This is a genomic window from Nesterenkonia maliinae (genome assembly GCF_051262655.1).
Taxonomy (GTDB): domain Bacteria; phylum Actinomycetota; class Actinomycetes; order Actinomycetales; family Micrococcaceae; genus Nesterenkonia.
Genome location: NZ_JBIMEY010000003.1, coordinates 286,212 through 306,664 on the forward strand (window position 1 = coordinate 286,212; position 20,453 = coordinate 306,664).

Sequence of the window (20,453 nt, forward strand, 5' to 3'; positions counted from 1 at the left end):
GAATAGCCGCATGCCCCGACACCAGAGAAACCCGGCCTTCCACCTTGAGCGGTGGGTGGCCGGGTTTCTGCTGTGTGTCGCGCTCTTCGGGGTGCTCTACCTCGGCGCGGTGCGCACCGGGCCGGGTCAGCTGCTGGACCAGATGATGCAGCGCACCGCCGTCGGCACCTGGAACCCGCTGCCCGAGCTCAGCGCCCATCGGGAGTGGGCCGCCGTGTGGATCCTGCTGCCGCCCGCGCTGGCCTGCGCGGCGCTCGCGCATCAGCGCGGACCCCACCAGCGCTGGATCGTCCTGCTCTGCGGGGCGGTGGTCGCGCTGGGCTCGAACATCACCACGCAGGTGATCAAACTGATCTGGTCAGGGCGTCCCGTTCTGGTGGGTCTGAGTGAGCAATGGCCGGCGAACTCGCTGCCCAGCGGGCACACCACCATGGCGGCGGGGGCCGCGGCAGCGGCGTTCCTGATCTGTCGGCCCCGGGACCGCGCCCTCTGGGGCGTCCTGGCCGGGATCTGGTCCGCCGGCTGGGGCGGCTACATCTTCATCGAGGGCTGGCATCTGCCCAGCGACATGATGGCGGCCTACCTGGTGGTGGCGGCCTGGACGCTGATCGGCGGGGCCGTGGTGCATCACATCGAGGCCAAGGACCCGCAGCTGGCGCCGCTGCCGGCGGAACCGGGAATGCCCGGCGGACAACAGGCGGGGCTCTGCCTGACCGTCGGGGTGATGGGCACGGTCATCGGGCTGGCGGCGCTGCTGGGTCCGGTGGCGCGTCACGGTCTCCACGAGGCGACGGCCGCACCGTCGCCGTGGCTGTTCATGGCCGGAGCGGCGCTCTCCAGCGCCCCGGCCTTCCTGCTCAGCGCGGTGCTGATCCCGCTGTTCTCCAGCGAGACCAAGCATCTGGCCCGAACGGCCCGCACGCGCTGACCACTACAGCGCCTGCGAGGTGCCAGGTGCCAGGCATGAGAGATGCCAGCGCCTGAGCGGTGCCAGGCATGAAGAGACCTCTGCACGGCTGGGCAGACAGAACCGCCCGGTCCACAGGTGGACCGGGCGGCAGACGACGGGGTGAGCAGACCCCGTGTCAGGACTGGGGTGGGACCGCGGCGGGTCTCAGCGGGGGCGGTACTGGTTCATGATCGGGCAGTCCATCGGGTCGGCGTAGCCGAGGCCCACACGGTTCAGGTATGTCACGACCATGCCGTAGGACTGGACCAGTCCGGTGGCGGTGTAGCTGATGCCCTTCTCGGCGCAGAACTCCTCGACGATCGGCTTGACCTTGTGCAGGTTGGGGCTGGGCATCCGCGGGAAGAGGTGGTGCTCGACCTGCAGGTTCAGCCCGCCCATGGCGACGTCCATGGCGCGTCCGCCCTTGATGTTGCGCGAGGTCAGCACCTGGCGGCGCAGGAAGTCCATGTCGGAGTCCTTGGGGATGATCGGCATGCCCTTGTGGTTGGGGGCGAAGCTGCCGCCCATGTAGACGCCGAAGACCAGCAGCTGAATGGCGAGGAAGCCCAGCGCCAGGCCGGGGCTCATGGCCATGAAGATCAGCACGGGGAAGCCGATGAGGCGCACGGCCAGCATGGCCAGCTCGGTCTTGCGACGCTTGAGCTTCGGGGCGGTGAACACGGTCTTGAGCGCGTTGTAGTGCAGCGCGAGGGCGAAGAGGGTCAGCAGCGGGAAGAACATCCAGCCCTGCCGGCGGGCGAGCCAGCCCATGAATCCTGTGCGCTTGGCTGCGTCTTCGGCGACGAAGACCAGGGCGCCGGGGGCGATGTCGCCGTCCTTGCCGATGGTGTTGGGGTTGGCGTGGTGCTTGCCGTGCTTCTTGGTCCACCAGGCGTAGGAGAGACCTACGATGAGGTTGCCGGTGACCCGGCCGAACCACTCGTTGCGCTTGCCGGTGCGGAAGACCTGCTGGTGGGCGCCGTCGTGGGACAGGAAGGCGACCTGGGTGAGCAGGATTCCGAAGAAGGCGGCGACGGCGAGCTGCCAGAGGCTGTCACCGAGGGTGAACATGGCCACGAAGGCGCCGGCGAACGCCAGGGTCAGCACGATCACTCGGGTCACGTACGCGGAGGCGCCGCGGTCCATCAGGCCCTCGTCCTTGACCCGCTGGGCGAGCTCGAAGAATTCGTTGACCTGCTTGTTACCGGCTGGGCGCACCCGCTCGGGGCGGCCCTGCACGGCCTCCGAGCGTGTCTCAGTGATTGTCATGCTTCCACGTTATCCAGCTGAGACCTGGAGCGCGTCACCCGGCGGAGCCATCTTGACCCCCTACGCGGGTAGGGGGTCGTATCTGCTCACAGCGGGAAGGCGGCACGGATGAAGTAGCCGCCGTCCGGGGTCTCCCCGGTCTCCACGGTGCCGCCGACGGCGCTGACCCGCTCCCGGATCCCCTCCAGCCCCAGGCCGGCGCCCGGTGCGGGCACAGACACCGGATGCGGCGGCGCGGTGTTGCGCACCTGGATCAGCAGGTGCCGGGTGTCTGCGAAGTCCCCGGGGCCTTCCCCGGTCAGCTCGGCGCTGACCTCGATGGTGGAAGACGGCGCGTGGCGCAGCGCGTTGCTCAGCCCCTCCTGGACCATCCGGTAGGCGGCGAGCCCCACCGCGGAAGAGGCCTCGACGACGTCGAGCCCGGTCACCCTGATCGGGGTCCCGGAGGCGCGGGTGGCCTCGACCAGGGAGTGGATCTCCGCGAGCCCCGGGGTCGGCCCGGTCGGGGCCTCCTCCTCGCTGCGCAGGGTGCCCAGCAGCATCCGCATCTCGCTCAGCGCCTGACGCGAGGATCGGGCGATCTCCTCGAACTCCTGCTGCGCCTCGGGCGAGATCGAGTTCAGCCGGTAGCGGGCGGTGGCGGCCTGCACACTGATCACCGACATGGAATGCGCGACCACGTCGTGGAGCTCGCGGGCGATCCGGTTGCGCTCCTCGAGCTCCCGTCGGCGTCGGCTCTGCTGGGCGCTGGTGCGTTCGGAGACCTCGAGCCGGTCGGCGTCGCGGATCCACTGCCGAGTCAGGCTGCCCAGCACCGCGACCGCCACCCCCACTGAGGCGAAGACGATCCCGGTGCCGACGGCGCCGTCGGGAAGCTCCGGTGCCGCCATGACGATGGCCGCGGCGGTCAGCAGCGCGCTGGCGGCCCATCCGCTGGCCGCGCAGTACCAGGGCTCACGGAGCGCCGCGACCAGGATGACGCCGCACTGGATCAGCATGGCGGTGACCGGCCAGGGCCAGATCCCCACCCCGGCCTCGGCGGTGGCGCCCATCAGCGCGGCCGAGACCATCACGGAGGCTCCGATGCCCGCCCAGGGGAGCTTCAGCGTGAGCACCAGGCTCAGGCAGTGCGCCAGGGTCAGGATCAGGGCGAGGGCCGGGTGGATTTCGTAGACGGTGGTGGTCAGCGGCCAGGCCACGGCGAAGAGCACGACCGCCGCGAAGCAGATGCCGATCCAGGACCAGGCGGCGGCGCTGAACGAGGCCGAGGACTCCGCGATCCGGGCCTCGGGGCGGCCCACCGCGGCGCGGGAGAGCGTGCGCTCCAGCGGGTGTGCCTGCGGGTGTTCCAGCGGGATCAGCCGACCCCGGCCGCCGGCGCCGAGCAGGCTGGTGGCCAGCAGCGCATCCAGCGCCGCGAGGCCGCGCATCACGGCGGGCAGCGTGACCAGGAAGACCACGCCGAGGATGAAGAACACCGCCGAGTCCAGCACGTACTGCCAGAACGCGGTCGCCGGCACCAGCGCCGGACCGATGAGCTCCAGAAGCCGGATCAGGCCGCGCTCGCCGGGAATGAAACGGGACCAGAAGAAATAGGTGAGCCCGACCGGGCCCATCAGGATCCACAGGATCGCCACCACGAAGGTCACCAGCCGCACCGGCAGCGCGAGGATCATCTCGAAGATCAGGTCGAGCCAGCGGCGCGGGTCTGCCACCGGGCGCAGCCGCCCGGAGAGCCCCGGATCCCTGGGCCGATAGGTCACCGGCGCCAGCTCGGCACCCCAGATCTGTAGCCGGCGGCGGGAGAGCTCGGCGAACTCCGAGGCCGTGACCAGCGTGAGCGGGAGCACCAGGGCGCCCACCCACAGCGGCGCCGTCGCGATCGAGACCGCCAGCAGGGTCAGCAGCAGGCTGGCGCCGAAGAGCGCGATCGGCAGTCCCGGGAGCACGTAGGCGCTGTCCCGCAGGAGCCGGCGGGTCAGCGATTCGGGGCGGGTGCTGTGCACGGGGGTGATCCTGGGCTGAAAGGCATGGTGAACTCATCACATCACAGGCATCCGGGAGCGCGGTACCGGGGTAGCGTTGAGGCATGCCCCCCGCCGTCTCCGCCCACTCCTCGGCCGACTCTCCTGCCGATTCGCCCGTCTCGATCTCCGGCCCGTCCATCCGGGTGCTGATCGTCGATGACCAGTCCATGATCCGCGCCGGCTTCGCCGCTCTGCTCGACGCGCAGGTGGACATCACCGTGACCGGCACCGCCGCCGACGGTGACGGCATCGAGGACGTGGTGCGCAGCACCACCCCGGACGTCGTGCTGATGGACATCCGCATGCCCAAGGTCAACGGCCTCGAGGCCACGCGGCAGATCCTCAGCATGGACGGGACTCCGCCACGGATCCTCATGCTGACCACCTTCGACGCCGACGAGTACGTCTTCGATGCGCTGCGCGCCGGAGCCAGCGGCTTCCTGCTCAAGGACGCCACCCCCGAGGAGCTGGTCCAGGCCGTCCGGGTGGTGGCCGACGGCGACGCGCTGCTCTCCCCCAAGATCACCCGCACCCTGATCGCCGACTATGCGGCCCGTCCCACCGCCACCCCGGTCCAGGCCCGGCTGCTCTCTGAGCTGACCGATCGGGAGGCGGAGGTGATGACCGCCGTCGCCCGGGGACGCTCGAACGCGGAGATCGCCGCTGACCTCTACCTCGCCGAGCAGACCGTGAAGACCCACGTGTCGCGGGTCCTCACGAAGCTGGCGCTGCGCGACCGCACGCAGATGGTGGTCTACGCCTACGAGTGCGGGCTGGTGCGCGCCGGGGAATGAACCGGACTTCGGCGGTCTGATTGAATGGCCGCATGTCTGAATCAACTGCTCCGCAGGCGAAAAAGGTCCCCACCGAACGCACCCATCACGGAGACACCTTCGTGGATCACTACGAATGGCTGCGCGAGAAGGACTCCCCCGAGGTGCTGGAGCACCTGCGTGCCGAGAACAGCTACGCCGAGGCGGTGACCGCGCCGCAGAAGCCGCTGCGCGAGGCGATCTTCAACGAGATCAAGCACCGCACCGTGGAGACCGACCTCTCGGTCCCCTCCCGGCGCGGAGACTGGTGGTACTTCACCCGCACCATCGAAGGTGAGCAGCATCCGGTGTACTGCCGGGTCGCGGCCGACGACGGCGAGCGCGGGTCCTGGACCCCGCCGCAGGTCGAGGCCGGCGTCGTGCTCCCCGGGGAGGAGACCTTCTTCGACACCAACGCCGAGGCGGCGAAGCACCCGTTCTACCAGCTCGGCGGGATGTCGCTGAACGCCGAGGGGACCCTGCTGGCGTACTCCGAGGACACCTCCGGGGACGAGCACTACACCGTGCGCTTCCGGGACCTCACCAGCGGACAGAACCACCCCGAGCAGATCAGCAACGTCCACGGCGGACCCGTGCTGGAGCCCACCGGCGCGCGCGCCTACTACATGGTGGCCGACGCCGCCTGGCGGCCCTACCGGCTCTATATGCACACCCTGGGCACTCCTGCCGAGCGGGATCGGCTGATCCTGGAGATCGCCGACGAGCAGCTCTGGACCGGCGTCGGGCTCTCCGCCGACAAGCGCGAACTGGTGATCATCTCCGGGAACTCCGAGTACGACGAGTCACGGCTGCTCGACGTCACCGACCCGCAGGCGGAGCCGGTGCTCCTGATCAGCGCCGAGCGTCGGCTGCTGCACAGCATCGACCCCCTCGAGGTCGACGGCGAGCGCCTGCTGCTGATCACGCACAACCAGTCCGGGCCGAACAACGCCCTCTCGGTGACCACCGCCGCAGCGCTGACCGCCCAGGCCGCGACCACCGGCTCAGACACGGACACCGGGTCAGACGCGACCTCCGACGCGGCGCTGGACCTGGGCCGAGAGGTGCTGCCGCATGAGGTGACGGTCAAGCTCGAAGGCGTCAGCGTCACGGCCGCGCAGATCATCGTGGCCGCCCGCCGAGACACCATCGAGTCCATCCAGCTGCTGAGTCTGGATGCGCTGCGGGCGGCGCGCGCCGGCGCCGATCCGGTGCTGACCTCCACCCTGCCCGGTCCGGCCTTCGACGACGAGCTCTACACCTGCGCGGTGATCGCCGCGGAGTACGAGGCGCCGCTGTTCCGGGTGGCGTACGAGTCCTGGATGACCCCGACCCGGATCTATGACATCGACCATGCCACCGCGGAGCCGGTGCTGCGCCGGGAGACTCCGGTCAACGAGGTGGATCTCGAGGCCTACCGCGCCACCCGGATCTGGGCACCGAGCGGGGACACCCGCGCGGACGGCTCCGCGATCGAGGTTCCGGTCACCGTGCTGCACCACCGCGACGTCGTCGCCGACGGCACCAACCCGACGCTGGTCTACGGCTACGGCTCCTATGAGATGAGCATGGATCCCAGCTTCGGGATCCCGCGGCTCTCGCTGCTGGATCGCGGCATCGTCTTCGCGATCGCGCACGTCCGCGGCGGCGGCGAGCTGGGCCGCGGCTGGTACGAGGACGGCAAGAAGCTGAAGAAGACCAACACCTTCAGCGACTTCATCGCCGCCACCGACCACCTGATCGATCAGGGGTGGGCGGACCCGGCCCGGATCGCGGCGCTCGGCGGCTCCGCGGGCGGACTGCTGATGGGCGCGGTGGCCAATATGGCCCCGGAGAAGTACGTGGCGATCCTGGCCCAGGTGCCCTTCGTGGACAACCTGACCACCATCCTGGATCCGGAGCTGCCGCTCTCGGCGCTGGAGTGGGAGGAGTGGGGCAACCCGATCACCGACCCCGAGGTCTACCACTACATGAAGTCCTACGCGCCCTACGAGAACGTCCGCGAGGTGGCCTACCCGGCGATCGCCGCCGTGACCAGCCTCAACGACACCCGGGTGCTCTACGTGGAGCCCGCGAAATGGGTGCAGGTGCTGCGCGAGGCCCAGCGCGGTGAGGCGCCGGTGGTGATGAAGATCGAGATGGACGGCGGCCACGGCGGCGCCTCGGGTCGGTATGAGACCTGGAAGGAACGTGCCTGGGACTACGCGTTCATCGCGCACCACCTGGGTGTTGGGCATGACCTCGGCGCCGACCAGAATCTCGGCGCGAGCGAGCCGCGTCGATGAGCGCGCCCGAGGTCGACCCGGCGTTCGCCTGGGTGAGCGACCCGGAGCTGGTGGCGATCTACGACGTGGAGAACTCCGGCGGCTGGGACCACGAGTTCTACCTGGAGCTGGCCGAAGAGCTCGGGGCCGGGCATGTGGCTGACATCGGCTGCGGCACCGGGGTCTTCGGGATCCTGCTGGCCGAGCACGGCATCGCGGTGACCGGGGTGGACCCTTCGGCGGCGATGATCGACGTCGCCCGCACCCGGACCGAAGCGGCCGCCGCTGAGGCAGCCGCAGATGCCGACGCCACCGCCGCGCCGATGAACCCGACGCCGCGCTGGATCCATGGCTTCGCCGATCAGCTTCCCGCGGAGTCTGCGGACCTCGCCGTCATGGAGGGCCATGTGGCGCAGTACTTCCTGTCCCGCGCGGACTGGGAGTCCGTGCTGGGCCATGCTTTCCGGGCGTTGAAGCCCGGCGGGCATCTGGCCTTCGAGGCGCGCAATCCGTCCGCGCTGGAGCTCGACGCCTGGGACCCGGACTCCACCCGCGAGACCCAGCCGCACCCCGACGGCGGCGAGTTCACCTCATGGATGGAGATCGCCAAGGTCACCGAGGACCCTGACGAAGGGACGCTGATCACCGCCCGGGCGCATAATCTGCTGCCGGGTTCCCGCGAGATCATCGCCGAGGAGACGCTGCGCTACCGCCCGCTGAAGGTGCTGCGCGAGACGCTGAGCGCCGCCGGGTTCCTGCCGGTGCAGATCTGGGGCGATTGGGACCGCGAGGAGCTCACCGAGGACTCCCCCGAGATGATCTTCCTGGTCCAGAAGCCCGCCTGATCCGTGGTGCAGCGGTGAAAGCCCTCGACCGGCAGGCACCTGGTCAGCGGCAGCCAGCCAACGACCCGGTCACTGCCGCAGCGCCCGGGCGGACTGCCCATGAGGTGCTGTGCGCGCGATCGGCTCACCGTCGAGACTGAGCACGAAACCTGATTCGGAATCGTTCTCGAGCGGTAGTTGCTCGCCGATGCCCTCCACGACATGGAGCCCCTCGTTGCTGACCCAGCGTGCACCGGAGGCTTCGGCCTGCTCACGGAACCGCAGCCGGTCCTCCCGGCTGAGGTAGGCCAGGACGGCGGTGTGGAAGACCACCGGAGTCATGCCGGCCGGCACCTGGTCGAGGACCTCGGCGAGCCGCTCGTTGAGGTCGCCGGCGTGCAGGATCGGCGGTGACTCGGCCACCAGGGCCGCTCCTGCGGAGATCCGTGGGATCCGGTGCTCCATGCCGGGCCAGATCAGCGCTTCCAGCCAGCGCAGATCCTGCGGCGCGGTGACGTCCAGCGGGTTCAGGTCGATGCCGGCGCGATGACCGACCTGCGGAAGCGCCTGTGGGGCCGCCAATCCGTGGAGTTCGCAGGAGAGCTCCACGGCGCTGCACAGCTCACCCGCAGCGGGGGCCAGCAGCACGTCGGCGTCGTCCTGGCGGCGGTAGCGCACCGGCCACGCGTCGGGGTAGAGACAGAGCCCGGCAGAGGCGCCGACCTCGATCAGTGCCAGCGGGGCCCGCTCCTGCGCCTGGATCTGCGCGAAGGCGAGATTCAGCGTGGCGATCCGCCCGGGTTCGTTGGTCTGGGTGGCGCGTTCGAGCATGGTGGCCTCGATCTGCGTCCAGCGGGCTTCGATCTGGGCGCTGGCCTCGGCCCACTCCGCCGCCTCGACATCGTGCAGCCGGGCCGCGGCGAAGAGCAGGTTCGCCTGCCGCTTGGCGGGTGGCAGCCCGAGGAGCCGCTGAAGCATCGCCTCGTCTTCCGCCACTCCGAGGGCCCAGGCGGCGTAGCGAGCCGAGACCCCGGCTGCCTCCACCTGGGCGAAGTGGAGGTAGTAGGTCCGCAGCTCCTCGATGGAGGCCTGGTCAGAGGCGTTCAGCCCGGGCAGTTCACGCATCGGGGTAGCCGCTCAGCCGACCGGCCAGCGTTCCTGCCGGTGGGCCGAGTCCCAGAACATCCACTCGAACTGGCTGGCCCGACGGTAGGCGGCGTGCATCGCGGTCAGGGTCTCTTCGCTGGCGGTCGTGGCGAGCTCATCGAGGATCCGCTTGGCGGCCTCGGTGAGCTCGTGGAACTCCGGGTCGCCGTAGGCGCTGATCCAGTCCGCATAGGGGTGCCCGGCGAGGTCCCCGACGCGCGCCTTGAGCCGGGTGCCGACGTCGTCGTAGATCCAGAAGCAGGGCAGCACCGAGGCCGCGAGCACCGGCAACGAGCCGGCCGAGGCCAGGGCGAGCTCATAGGAGGTGTAGGCCACGGTGGTCGGTGCGGGCTCGACCGCGGAGAAGTCGACCACGTGGGTGGCGTGCAGCGCGCGCTCCTCCTCGATCGCGCCGGCGGCGGCCCGGGACCAGAAGATGATGTGCTCCGGGTCGGTGGACTGCGCGGCGCAGGCGGCGAGCGCCCGGGCGTAGTCGGTGAGGTACAGCGCGTCCTGGCCCATGTAGTTCTCGAAGATCTCCCGCGGCAGCGACCCGTCTTCGAGCTGCTGCAGGAACGGCAACTCGTCGATCGCGGCGCGGATCGACTCGGTGCTGGCCCAGGCCTGGTCGGTGAAACGTCTCGCGCTCATGCTCTCCCTCTCCGGCGTCCGGTACTTTTCAAATTATCGTAGAGCTTTCCGAAGATCGTAGGGCTCCAGCTCTACGATCTGCCACAGCGCTACGACAATGCGACCAGGGGCGACACCCCTGCGGTGCCCAACGACGACGCACCCGTGCTCCTCGGTAGACTCCCCCTGTGACCGGATCCGATACCCCCAGCAGCCCGACCGTCCCCAGCCTGCCCGCGAAGGTCTCCGACATCTTCGACCCGTGGCAGTGGCGCACCGTGGAGGGCTTCGACTTCACCGACGTCACCTATCACCGGCGCGTGCAGCGCGACGAGGCCGGCACGATCACCGCCGATCTGCCGGCCGTGCGCATCGCGTTCGACCGCCCCGAGGTGCGCAACGCGTTCCGACCCGGCACCGTGGACGAGCTCTACCGGGCGCTGGACCATGCCCGGATGACCCCGGACGTGGGCGCGGTGCTGCTGACCGGCAACGGCCCCTCGCCGAAGGACGGCGGGCACAGCTTCTGCTCCGGCGGAGACCAGCGGATCCGCGGCCGTGACGGGTACCGCTACGCCGAGGGCGACACCGCCGAGACCATCGACCCGGCACGGGCCGGCCGGCTGCACATCCTCGAGGTCCAGCGGCTCATCCGCACCATGCCCAAGGTCGTCATCGCCGTGGTCAACGGCTGGGCCGCCGGCGGCGGACACTCGCTGCACGTGGTCGCCGATCTGAGCATCGCCTCGCTGCAGCACGGGAAGTTCAAGCAAACCGATGCCACCGTGGGCTCCTTCGACGCCGGATACGGCTCGGCGCTGCTGGCCCGACAGGTGGGCCAGAAGAAGGCCCGCGAGATCTTCTTCCTCGCCCGTGAGCACTCCGCCCAGGACATGGTCGCCGTCGGCGCCGTCAACGAGGCAGTCGACCATGAGCGTCTCGAAGAGGTGGCGCTCGGCTACGCCACCGACATCGCCCGGCAGTCCCCGCAGGCCATCCGGATGCTGAAGTTCGCCTTCAACGCCCCCGACGACGGTCTCGCCGGCCAGCAGGTCTTCGCCGGGGAAGCCACCAGGATGGGGTACATGACCGATGAAGCCGTGGAGGGCCGGGATGCCTTCCTGGCCAAGCGCGAGCCCGACTGGTCTGAATTCCCGTACTACTACTGATCCGGACGACTGCCGATCCGGACTGCTGCCGATCCGGAGACTCTCCGCATCGCAGCAGCTGGTGATCTCTCCACTGGGGGCACACCGGGCGCCGAAGACCGGAGACGACCGAACCCGCGACGAATAGACTCCCGATCAGAGCTATGGACGCTGATGTCATGGCCTGCAATGCGTTGACGCGCGGATAGGACACTGGCCTGGGATGAACTCGAACGAAGTCACTCTGCGTTTTCTCGCCGCACCCACGGACCGCGGCAAGGCCGGGACCGTCGACGCCGGCCGGGTCCTGGAATGGGTGGACAAGTCGGCCTTCGCTGCGGCCACCGGATGGTCCGGCAGCTACTGTGTCACCGCCTACGTCGGCAACATCCACTTCCACGATCCGGTCCAGGTCGGCGAGATGGTGGAGGTCACCGGCACCGTGCTCTACACAGGCCGGACCTCGATGCACATCCAGACGGTGGTCCGCTCAGGCGACCCCAAGACGGGCCGCCTCGAGGAGCGTGCCCGTTGCCTCGTCATCTTCGTGGCCGTGGACGCGGACGGCCACGCCACGCCGGTGCCGGAACTCGTCCCCCACACCCCTGAGCAAGAGCGCGACCGCGATTACGCCATGTCTCGCATCCCCATCCGCAACGCCATCACGGCGGCGTTGAAGAACCAGCGCTACACGGATGCAGGCACCGCAGAACGCGTCACGCTGCGTTTCTTGGCAGAACCCACGGACGTGAATTGGGGCGGCAAGGTCCACGGCGGCGTCGTTATGGAATGGATCGACACCGCCGCCTATCTCTGCTCGTCCCGCTATTGCGGCCGAGACACTGTGGCGGTGTTCTCCGGCGGGATTCGCTTCACCCGCCCGCTGCGCATCGGGGACCTCGTCGAAGTCGAAGCCCGACTGATCTACACCGGCAACAAAGGCATGCATATCGCTGTCGAGGTCCGCTCTGGAGACCCCAAGGGCGAGGAGCTGACCCCGACGACGAATTGCATCACCGTCATGGTCGCCCGCGACGAGAATGGGACCTCTGTCCCCGTTCCTCCGTGGGAGCCGGTCAGTGCGGAGGACCGCGAGCTCTGGTCACATACCCGCACGCTGCTGGAGATCCGGAGCCGCGCTCCCGGCAGTCGGCTCCCTGACCACCTCCTGAACGAAGTTCCGTAGAACTCTCTCGGATGGTTCAGCGTTCCGCAGCGCAGTGCGGGCAATGCCGAAGAGCCGCAGCACCGCCCACAGCTGAGGAGCTGTCCGCAGCCCGGGCCGACACACGACGCGCCCCGTCCGGCCTATCGTGCCGCACGAAAGCTGCTTCGTGAATCAGCCGATTCTGCGGCTCAATCCTTCCCTGCTCAAGCCTGCGCACGGCTGGGCTTCTGCTGTTCATGGTCAGACTTCTACTCGCCCACCTTTCTGGGAATTGTATTTATTTTGGACGAGAGTGAACGCTGGGCATATTTCTCGAGTAACCACTAATGGAAAACACTTCTGCACGACGGTTGCGTGCAGAACTCGAGACGAGAGATGAGGCAAACCCTGCCTCCTCCTCGATGAAGCAGCAAGGGGTTAGATATGGCTCAGCGGGTGGAAGTGGTGCTCGTCGACGATCTTGACGGCAGCGAAGCGAAAGAGACCGTCTCTTTTGGTCTAGATGCTCGGTATTACGAGATTGACCTCAGCGAAGAGCACATCAAGGAGCTGCGTGAGACGCTCAAGCAATACATTCGGAAGGGTCGGGTCACGGCCCCTCCGTCACCGCAGAACGAGGCTCAGCAGGTTCGCGAGTGGGCGGTGAACAACGGATACAAGGTCGCGTCGAGGGGCCGGCTGCATCGAGATGTCGTTGATGCGTATCGGAATGCGAAGAAGCGCTAGGCGGCGCCGACCACGTCGGTGGGTGGAGCCTGCACGCCTCCGCGCGCAGGCTCCACCCACCGTCAGCGGACTCGTGAACCTGGAGCACGCATCGATGGTCTCGCTGCTCGACTAGAGCGAGGTCCGGGAGGGTCTGGCGGCACGTTCTCGTGAGTTCAGGAGCTCGGCGAGGTGCATTGCGGGGACGTCGGCGAGGTCATCGAGCTGGATCCGGCAGGACATGCCGTCCGCGAGCACCACGGTGTCCCCGCCCCGCTGGCGCTGGTCCCGCACGGCCGGCATCAGATAGGTCTCGGCCACCGCGACGGAGGTCTCGTAATGACCCTTCTCCACGCCGAAGTTCCCGGCGAGCCCGCAGCATCCCGCGACCTTGGTCACGGCGGCGCCGGCCTTCTCCAGCAGGGCGCGGTCCGCTTCCCACCCGATGATCGCTGACTGGTGACAGTGCGGCTGAGCGACGACGTCGACCCCGCTGAGGTCGGGCAGCTGCACGCGGCTCTCCCCCTCCAGACGTGTGAGCAGCTCCGCGAAGGTGAGCACCCCCGAGGCCACGATTCTGGCCTGCTCGCTGTCGGAGAGCTCGAGCGCATCGCTGCGCAGCGTGGCCAGACAGCTCGGTTCCAGCCCGATCACCGGCACCCCCGAGCTGACATAGGGTGCGAGCACCTCGACGGCCTGGGTGATGCGTCGCCGGGCCTGGTCGAGCTGACCGGTCGAGATCCACGGCAGTCCGCAGCACCCTTCCTTCTGGATCAGCCGCACCTCCAGCCCCTGCGACTGGAGGTATTCGATCGCCGCCAGCCCGGACTCCGGGAAGAAGTGGTTCGTGAACGAATCCGCCCAGACCCACACATCCGGCTCGCCGGCACGGGCGGCGCGGGTGAGACCAGACGCGCTGGCAGCAATCCGCCCAGCCGGACCGCCCGAGGCGCGGAGGTCATCCCGCTTCTGCGCCGCGCGGCGCAGCGTCCGACGCGCGAACGTCGGCACCGACCGACGCTGATCGATGCCGGCGACCCATTTCGCCGCCGCGGCGAGCGGGGTCAGTCGCATCATCACATTGGCCACCGGCGCCACGGGTGCAGCCAGCTTCGCCCAGACCGGGAGCCGGCCCAGGACATAGTGGCTGCGCGGCCGCAGCCGACGCCGCGGGAGACCTTCCGCGTCGCGGTCGTACTTCTGGTGCAGCGCCTCCGCCTTATACGCCGCCATGTCCACCCCGGCGGGGCAGTCCGAGGCGCAGCCCTTGCAGGACAGGCACAGGTCCAGGGCTTCGTGCACCGCAGGATCGCTCAGCCCCTGCACCAGCGTCCCGTCCATGGCTTCCTGGAGAACACGCGCCCTGCCCCGGGTGGAGTCCTTCTCCTGGGTGGTCGCCAGGTAGGACGGGCACATCACCCCGGTGGTCTTCGGCGCCACACAGCGTCCGACGCCGGAGCATCGGTGCACAGCGGCACCATATTCGCCGTCGTCGTGCACCATCAGCAGTCCGGGCCAGGGCAGGGTCTGCTTCGGCCGGGTCGGCCGGATGTCCTCGGTGTTGACCCGCGCGCCGGTGCCGCCGGGCTGACCGGCGCGCGCGCCGTCGGTCTGCGGACCGGTGATGATCCCCGGGTTGAGCAGGTTCTGCGGGTCACAGATCCGCTTCGCCTGGGCGAAGAGATCCAGAGAGGTCTCGTCATACATGAAGGGCAGCAGCTCAGAGCGCACCCGGCCGTCACCGTGCTCTCCGGAGAGCGATCCGCCGTAGACCGCGAGCCGTTCGGCGCAGGCCAGCATGAACTCCCGGAACACTCCGGTGCTGGCCGGGTCCCCATGCTTGAAGGGGAAGTCGATCCGGCAGTGGATGCAGCCGTCGCCGAAGTGGCCGTAGGGGTAGCCCTGCAGGCCGAACTCCTTCAGCAGGGACTCGAAGTCACGCATCCAGGCGCCGAGGTGCTTCGGGGGCACCGCAGAATCCTCCCATCCGGAATGTGCCGGCGTGTCCAGGCTGATCCCGGCCAGCCCGGCTCCGTCCTCCCGGATCTTCCACAGCGCGGCGGCCTCGGCGGCGCTCTCGATGAAGCGGGTATCCACGGCGGAGGAGGCGGTCTTGACCCGCTCGATGACCGAGCTCGCCGCTTCGCCGGCGGCCTCCACGAACAGCCAGCTCTGTCCTTGGGGAAGCTGCGGGACGGGCTTGCCGGCCGAACGGACGAGTGCCACCAGGCGGGAGTCCATTCCCTCGCAGGCGATGAGGCTGTTGGGCCCGAATTCCCCGTGGACCGCGTCGAGGATGTGCGGGACGGCGTCGGCGGCTTCGCTGACGGTGTCGTATCCGAGCACCAGCAGGAGCCTGCGGGGGTCGTCGACGACGAGGCGGACCTCGGCTTCGAGCACGGTGGCGAGCGTGCCCTCGCTGCCCACCAGGAAGCGCTCGATGCGTCCGCGGTTCTCCGGCAGCAGATGCTCGAAGCTGTAGCCGGAGACCTGCCGGCTGAACTGCCCGAACCGGGTGCGGACATGAGCCAGGTTGCCCTGGGCGAGCCCGAGCAGCTGCCTGGCCGTCGCGCCCTGTGCGTTGCCGCTGCGGGAGTCGAAGCTGCCGACCTCGCCGTTGCCGAAGAGCACGGTGGCCGCCTCGACGTTGTCCGCCGTGCGTCCGTAGCCCAGTGCGCGGGAGCCGCAGGCGTTGTTGCCGATCATCCCGCCGATGGTGCACCGCGAGTGGGTCGACGGGTCGGGGCCGAAGCGCAGCCCGTGGGGCGCTGCCGCCCGCTGCAGATCGGCGTGCACGACCCCGGGCTCCACGGTGGCGGTCCGGGCGTCCGCGTCGATGGCGATGATCCGCTTCAGGTCCCGAGTGTCGACGACGATCCCCTCGCCCACCGCGTTGCCGGCGATCGAGGTGCCGGCGCCGCGCATCGTGACCGGAACGGCCAAGGATCGTGAGACCGAATGTACGGCGTGGAGCTCGTCGACGTGCTGCGGGCGGACGACTACCTCGGGCACCACCCGGTACAGACTCGCGTCGGAGGAGTACATGCCTCGCGCCAGCACCGAGGGATCGACCTGGGAGACGCCCGCGCGGGTCAGCTCCTGCACGAGGTCCTGAGCGGTGTCGGTCTCCAGCGTCACTGCGTCACCTTCCGTCCCACGAATCATCCGGCGCGCACCGAGCAGGCAGTTGCCCGTCTCAACCGGGTACCTGCATTGTGTCCGACGAACACGCCACCGTCACCCCCTGAAGAGCACTTCTGTGAAATCCGGCTTCACGATGTTCCTGAAGCCCTGGCGATCCTGTCCCGAGATCGATGACAGCTCAGCGGGATGCCCGGGAACGTCTGCGGAGGCGACGCTGCTCGCGCTTGCGTTCGTCATCTTCGCGCTCGGGATGGCGATTCTCCTGATCGCACTGAAGACCAGCACCGGTCTATTCGCTATTCATGACGTCCCAATAAATCCCAATCGAATCACCCTGGGTAGCGGCAGTCTATGGCAATCATTAGACTCCCGGAATGGGAGAGACCAGCAAGAAGTTCTGGACGGCAGCGGTGCTCCTGCTCGGGATGACCGGATTCACCCTGAGCGTCCTGGGCGCGGATGACCAGACGGTGACCGTCTTCGCCGTGCTCGCCGCTCTCCTGGGCATCACCGTCGGCGCGCGGAACAAGTTCGAGAAGCCCGCAGGTCAGCCGCTGGCCAGCGAAAATGCCTCTCAGCTTGAGGATCGCCGCAGCGAGCTCACCGCGGGGGACCCGTATGGCCGCTGGTGGCGTCAGGGCCGCGGTTAGGTCTCCGGCCCCGGGCACACTCGCGAGAACCTGCCTCTGCCGGGCTGAGGAGCTCAGTTGCTAATCTTGGCGCATGTTGCCTTGGTTCGCGTGGATCGCCATTATCGCCATCGTTGTGTTCGGCCTCACCCAGATCGTGAGCATGGCCACCGGGCGACCGCTTCCCTGGGGCTCGGATTCCGAGGAAGAGATCGAGGCACTCCGGAAACGGCTGAAGAAGCTGGAGAAGGAACACAAGGGAGAACTCGAGGGCCCCGCTATTCCCACCAAGGCTGAGGAGAACATGTCTGCCGAAGACCGGTGGCGTCTGGACATGCTCGAGGCCCGCCTCGAGGAGCTGGAGCAGCGCAGACGTGATGACCGGGACACAAAGGACGACGGCGGCAGCTGAGGTGCCAGAGACGACCTCCCCGACCGACGACTGGGTCCCCGCGGCGCTCTCCGCGCTCCGCGCCGTCCTGGGTCCGGACCCCGCAGCCGACCTACACATCTCCTCCGAGCGAGCGTCAGACACCGCTCCCCCGCTGGAATTTCATCCCGCTGATGCCACCGGCATTCCCACCTGGACCTCCCGGCACGAGGTCCCGGCGGAGATGGCGGCAGTGATCGTGCGCACCTCCGGCTCCACCGGCACCCCAAAGCAGACGCTGCTGCCCGCCGCTGCCATCAACGCCTCGGTCTCCGCCACCGCGCAGGCGCTCGGTGGGCACGGTCAATGGCTGCTCACACTGCAGCCCAGCTACGTGGCAGGCCTCGCCGTGCTCGCGCGCAGCCTCGGTGCCGGCACCACTCCGGTGGCCCTGCTGCAGCACACCACCGACCCGCAAGCCTTCACCGAGGCCGCACAGCGGCTGACGGCGGATCGCCGGTTCGTCTCCCTCGTGCCCACCCAGCTGCAGCGCCTGCTGGACCACGTCCCCCAGGATGCCGCGCTGGCAGCTGCGCTCGCCAGGTTCGATGCGATCCTCCTGGGCGGCGGCGCCTCCTCTGCCGAGCTGTTGGACCTCTCGGCTGCTCATGGGCTGCACGTCGTGCGCACCTACGGGATGAGCGAGACCGGAGGCGGCTGCGTCTATGACGGACGACCGCTGCCGGGCGTACGCCTGGAGACCCTGAGCGCCGCGGACGGGACGTCCCGGAGGGTCCGGATCACCGGGCCGATGGTCGCCCACGGATATCTGGAGGACCCGAACCTCACCGAGGCGCATTTCAGCCTCGACCCCGACTCCGCGGAGCGCCGTTTCCTGACCGATGATCTGGGCGAGGTCCAGACCGACGCCGAGGGCCAGCTGCTGCGCATCGCCGGGCGCGCCGATGACGTCATCAACACCGGAGGGGTCAAGATCTCCGCCGAGGGCGTCCGCGCCGTTCTGCTCAGCCACCCACGGGTCCGGGAGGCCTTCGTGGCGCCGGTCCCGGACCTGGAATGGGGACAGAAGGTCTGCGCCGCCGTCGTGCTCACCGAGCCGGCTGATCCGGGTCAGCTCAGACCGGCATCGGACGCCGCCCCCGACGTGCCGAGCGCAGCCGCTGAGGAACCCCGAGCCGGAGGAATCGAGCGGGAGCTGCAGCAGCTGGTCCGTGGCTCCCTGGGCCGCGCCGCTGCGCCCAAGCGCCTGCTGGTCCTCCGCGCGCTTCCGACGCTGACCAGCGGTAAGCCTGATCGTCAGGAGCTGCTGCGGCTGCTCGACGCTCCGGTGCCGTAGACCGGGCAGTCACAGAGCCAGCACCGGGCAGAGTGGAGCTGGTGTGCCTGCCCGACACGGGACCGCTCATCCTGAAATACCGACATACTCACGCATGACGCGTAAGAAGACAGCAACGAGAGGACACGACGTGGCAACTGTGAAGGAATGGGTCGCGGGTGCGAGGCCGCGGACCCTGCCGCTGGCTGTGGCCCCGGTGATCATCGGCGCTGCCGCCGCCCATGCGCTTGAGCGCTTCGATCCGCTGATCGCTCTGCTCGCGCTGGTCGTGGCGCTGGCTCTGCAGGTCGGGGTGAACTATGCCAATGACTACTCCGACGGCATCCGGGGCACCGACGACGTCCGAGTAGGCCCGATGCGGCTGACCGGTTCCAAGGCGGCGAAGCCCCGGCAGGTCAAGGACGCCGCGTTCTTCAGCTTCGGGCTCGCCTCGCTGGCCGGGCTGATCATCGTGATCCTCACCGGCATGTGGTGGATGCTCGCCGTCGGCGCGGCCTGTGTGCTCGCCGCCTGGTGGTACACCGGAGGGTCCAGGCCCTACGGCTACCGCGGGCTGGGCGAGATCATGGTCTTCGTCTTCTTCGGGCTGGTGGCAACTCTGGGCACCACCTGGGCCATGGCGGCCGAGCTCAGCACAGGCGCCGGCATCGGCGCGGTGGGCTCGGGACTGATCGCGTCTGCGCTGCTGATGGCGAACAACGTGCGCGACATCCCCACCGACCGCGAGGCGGGGAAGGTGACTCTGGCGGTGCGGCTGGGTGAACGCCGCGCCCGGTTCAGCTACGTGGCCATGGTGGGCGTCGCCCTGGTGCTGCCGCTGGCGCTTCTGGTGCACAGCTGGTGGTTCCTGCTCGTCCTGCTGGCCTGGCCGCTGGCCCTGGGACCGGCGCGGATCATGCTCTCACCCACGAAGAAGGGCCCCGCACTGATCAAGGTGCTGCAGCTGACCAGCCTGATCGGCATGGCCTTCGCGCTGACCTATTCGGCGGCGCTGATCCTCAGCTGACCCGCGGTCAGGCCCTGCCCTGCGGCCGAGTCAGCTCCGCGGTGCGGGCTGAGGTCCCTCGTCGTCGTCATCTGAGGACTTCTGGGGAGTCTCCTCGGCGTCACGGCCTGCGGGCCGGCCGTTGCTCGGCGAGTCGCCCAGCGGGTCGACGTCCTGCGCAGCGGAGTCGCCAGAGACCGCCGCGTCTGCGGCGTCGCCGAGCTCCTTCTCACGTTCGTCCCGGGTGCGGGCGTCGAGCTCGCGCTCTTTGCGCCGTGCCTCGGCATCGCGCTGGCGCTGTTCCTCCGCGCGCTGCCGCTGGCGGCGCTGGATCTCGACCTGACGCAGGAAATCCGGGTCGTCATCGGGTGAGCGCGGCCGGCGCGAAGCCGCCGCACCCTTCTTCGGTGCGCGGACACGACCGAAACCCAGCCAGAGGCTGGCACCGATGATCGGCAGCAGCACGATCACCGCAATCCATGCCACCTTCGGCATGACGCGGATCCGATGGCGCGGGGTCTGCAGGCATTCGATCAGGCTGTAGATCAACAGCCCCAGCCCTACGATTCCCAAGCCGATAATGATCCTCAACATCCCTCCAGCGTAGTTGATTCGTCAGCTCGGATTCACCAGCGGGCAGACCTACACTGGGGGCATGTCTGTGCTGAAATACTCGCTGATCCGCCTGGGTGCCTTCTTCATCGTGTTCGCCGCCTGCCTGATGCTGGATCTTGGCGAATACACGATCTTCTTCGCGCTGATCGTGGGACTGATCGTGTCCTGGGCGCTGGGCTACCTCTTCTTCAACCGGTTGCGCCTCGAGGCGGGCCAGGAGCTCGCCCGGCGCTTCGGCGGAGGCCGCAGGCTGGGCAGCTCGGAGCTCGATGACAATGCGGCTGAAGACGCCCTCGCTGAGGACTTCCACCTCACCCAGGAGCAGCTGCGCGCGCAGCAGCAGCGCGGAGCCGAGGACCACGGACCGCAGACCGAGTCGCCCCGCTAGTCGGGCGACCGGCCGAGCCGCGG

Annotated in this window: 18 protein-coding genes; 12 read left to right on the forward strand and 6 right to left on the reverse strand. The window is 68.8% G+C overall.

The window, feature by feature from the left end; translation table 11 throughout:
• Window positions 1–10: 10 nt before the first annotated feature.
• The gene (locus tag ACHAA4_RS08275) at window positions 11–928 is read left to right on the forward strand and encodes a phosphatase PAP2 family protein (RefSeq protein ID WP_435773695.1); all 918 of its coding nucleotides are present in this window, start codon (window positions 11–13) and stop codon (window positions 926–928) included.
• Window positions 929–1,114: 186 nt separating this feature from the next.
• On the opposite strand, the gene ACHAA4_RS08280 is transcribed toward ACHAA4_RS08275, so the two are convergent.
• Window positions 1,115–2,218 carry a fatty acid desaturase family protein gene (locus ACHAA4_RS08280; RefSeq protein ID WP_435773696.1) on the reverse strand — a complete coding sequence of 368 codons (1,104 nt, stop codon included), beginning with the start codon at window positions 2,216–2,218 and terminating at the stop codon, window positions 1,115–1,117.
• Window positions 2,219–2,304: 86 nt separating this feature from the next.
• A complete protein-coding gene (locus tag ACHAA4_RS08285; protein WP_435773697.1) occupies window positions 2,305–4,224 on the reverse strand; it encodes a sensor histidine kinase in 1,920 nt (639 codons plus the stop codon).
• Between the two features lie 188 nt (window positions 4,225–4,412).
• On the opposite strand from ACHAA4_RS08285, the gene ACHAA4_RS08290 reads away from it, so the two are divergent.
• Genes ACHAA4_RS08290 through ACHAA4_RS08300 form a run of 3 tightly spaced genes read left to right on the forward strand, consistent with a single transcriptional unit; the run spans window position 4,413 to window position 8,166 of the window.
• Window positions 4,413–5,039, forward strand: coding sequence for a response regulator (locus tag ACHAA4_RS08290; protein ID WP_435773793.1), 627 nt, complete (start codon window positions 4,413–4,415; stop codon window positions 5,037–5,039).
• A 32-nt stretch (window positions 5,040–5,071) separates the two neighbouring features.
• Window positions 5,072–7,342: a S9 family peptidase gene (locus ACHAA4_RS08295; RefSeq protein ID WP_435773698.1), complete on the forward strand. Its 2,271-nt coding sequence runs from the start codon at window positions 5,072–5,074 to the stop codon at window positions 7,340–7,342.
• Entirely contained in the window at window positions 7,339–8,166 is an 828-nt protein-coding gene (locus ACHAA4_RS08300) for a class I SAM-dependent methyltransferase (RefSeq protein ID WP_435773699.1), read from the forward strand. Before ACHAA4_RS08295 ends, ACHAA4_RS08300 begins: the two co-directional genes overlap by 4 nt.
• 69 nt (window positions 8,167–8,235) lie before the next feature.
• Here the strand turns inward: ACHAA4_RS08300 and ACHAA4_RS08305 are convergent, their stop codons facing one another.
• Together ACHAA4_RS08305 and ACHAA4_RS08310 are read right to left on the reverse strand one after the other, a co-directional pair.
• Window positions 8,236–9,270 carry a DUF2332 domain-containing protein gene (locus ACHAA4_RS08305; RefSeq protein WP_435773700.1) on the reverse strand — a complete coding sequence of 345 codons (1,035 nt, stop codon included), beginning with the start codon at window positions 9,268–9,270 and terminating at the stop codon, window positions 8,236–8,238.
• Between the two features lie 12 nt (window positions 9,271–9,282).
• Window positions 9,283–9,942: a TenA family protein gene (locus tag ACHAA4_RS08310; protein ID WP_435773701.1), complete on the reverse strand. Its 660-nt coding sequence runs from the start codon at window positions 9,940–9,942 to the stop codon at window positions 9,283–9,285.
• A gap of 167 nt (window positions 9,943–10,109) precedes the next feature.
• Here ACHAA4_RS08310 and ACHAA4_RS08315 point away from each other — a divergent pair, with 167 nt between their 5' ends.
• The 3 genes from ACHAA4_RS08315 to ACHAA4_RS08325 all read left to right on the forward strand — a co-directional run bounded on the left by ACHAA4_RS08315 (window position 10,110) and on the right by ACHAA4_RS08325 (window position 12,963).
• Window positions 10,110–11,090, forward strand: coding sequence for a 1,4-dihydroxy-2-naphthoyl-CoA synthase (locus tag ACHAA4_RS08315; RefSeq protein ID WP_435773702.1), 981 nt, complete (start codon window positions 10,110–10,112; stop codon window positions 11,088–11,090).
• Window positions 11,091–11,292: 202 nt separating this feature from the next.
• Window positions 11,293–12,255 (forward strand): acyl-CoA thioesterase, encoded by a 963-nt coding sequence (locus ACHAA4_RS08320; RefSeq protein ID WP_435773703.1) that lies wholly within the window; start codon window positions 11,293–11,295, stop codon window positions 12,253–12,255.
• A gap of 405 nt (window positions 12,256–12,660) precedes the next feature.
• Window positions 12,661–12,963, forward strand: coding sequence for a histone-like nucleoid-structuring protein Lsr2 (locus tag ACHAA4_RS08325; RefSeq protein ID WP_435773704.1), 303 nt, complete (start codon window positions 12,661–12,663; stop codon window positions 12,961–12,963).
• A gap of 111 nt (window positions 12,964–13,074) precedes the next feature.
• Here the strand turns inward: ACHAA4_RS08325 and ACHAA4_RS08330 are convergent, their stop codons facing one another.
• Window positions 13,075–16,080 carry an FAD-binding and (Fe-S)-binding domain-containing protein gene (locus ACHAA4_RS08330; protein WP_435773705.1) on the reverse strand — a complete coding sequence of 1,002 codons (3,006 nt, stop codon included), beginning with the start codon at window positions 16,078–16,080 and terminating at the stop codon, window positions 13,075–13,077.
• A 380-nt stretch (window positions 16,081–16,460) separates the two neighbouring features.
• On the opposite strand from ACHAA4_RS08330, the gene ACHAA4_RS08335 reads away from it, so the two are divergent.
• The 4 genes from ACHAA4_RS08335 (at window position 16,461) to ACHAA4_RS08350 (ending at window position 19,448) form a co-directional block, all read left to right on the forward strand.
• Window positions 16,461–16,736: a hypothetical protein gene (locus tag ACHAA4_RS08335; protein ID WP_435773706.1), complete on the forward strand. Its 276-nt coding sequence runs from the start codon at window positions 16,461–16,463 to the stop codon at window positions 16,734–16,736.
• A 73-nt stretch (window positions 16,737–16,809) separates the two neighbouring features.
• Window positions 16,810–17,127 (forward strand): hypothetical protein, encoded by a 318-nt coding sequence (locus tag ACHAA4_RS08340; RefSeq protein WP_435773707.1) that lies wholly within the window; start codon window positions 16,810–16,812, stop codon window positions 17,125–17,127.
• Window position 17,128: 1 nt separating this feature from the next.
• A complete protein-coding gene (locus tag ACHAA4_RS08345; protein ID WP_435773708.1) occupies window positions 17,129–18,442 on the forward strand; it encodes an AMP-binding protein in 1,314 nt (437 codons plus the stop codon).
• A gap of 130 nt (window positions 18,443–18,572) precedes the next feature.
• Window positions 18,573–19,448 (forward strand): 1,4-dihydroxy-2-naphthoate polyprenyltransferase, encoded by an 876-nt coding sequence (locus ACHAA4_RS08350; RefSeq protein ID WP_435773709.1) that lies wholly within the window; start codon window positions 18,573–18,575, stop codon window positions 19,446–19,448.
• Between the two features lie 30 nt (window positions 19,449–19,478).
• On the opposite strand, the gene ACHAA4_RS08355 is transcribed toward ACHAA4_RS08350, so the two are convergent.
• A complete protein-coding gene (locus ACHAA4_RS08355) occupies window positions 19,479–20,021 on the reverse strand; it encodes a PLD nuclease N-terminal domain-containing protein (RefSeq protein WP_435773710.1) in 543 nt (180 codons plus the stop codon).
• A gap of 61 nt (window positions 20,022–20,082) precedes the next feature.
• Between ACHAA4_RS08355 and ACHAA4_RS08360 the strand changes: the two genes are divergently transcribed.
• Window positions 20,083–20,430 (forward strand): DUF4229 domain-containing protein, encoded by a 348-nt coding sequence (locus tag ACHAA4_RS08360; protein ID WP_435773711.1) that lies wholly within the window; start codon window positions 20,083–20,085, stop codon window positions 20,428–20,430.
• Window positions 20,431–20,453: the final 23 nt, after the last annotated feature.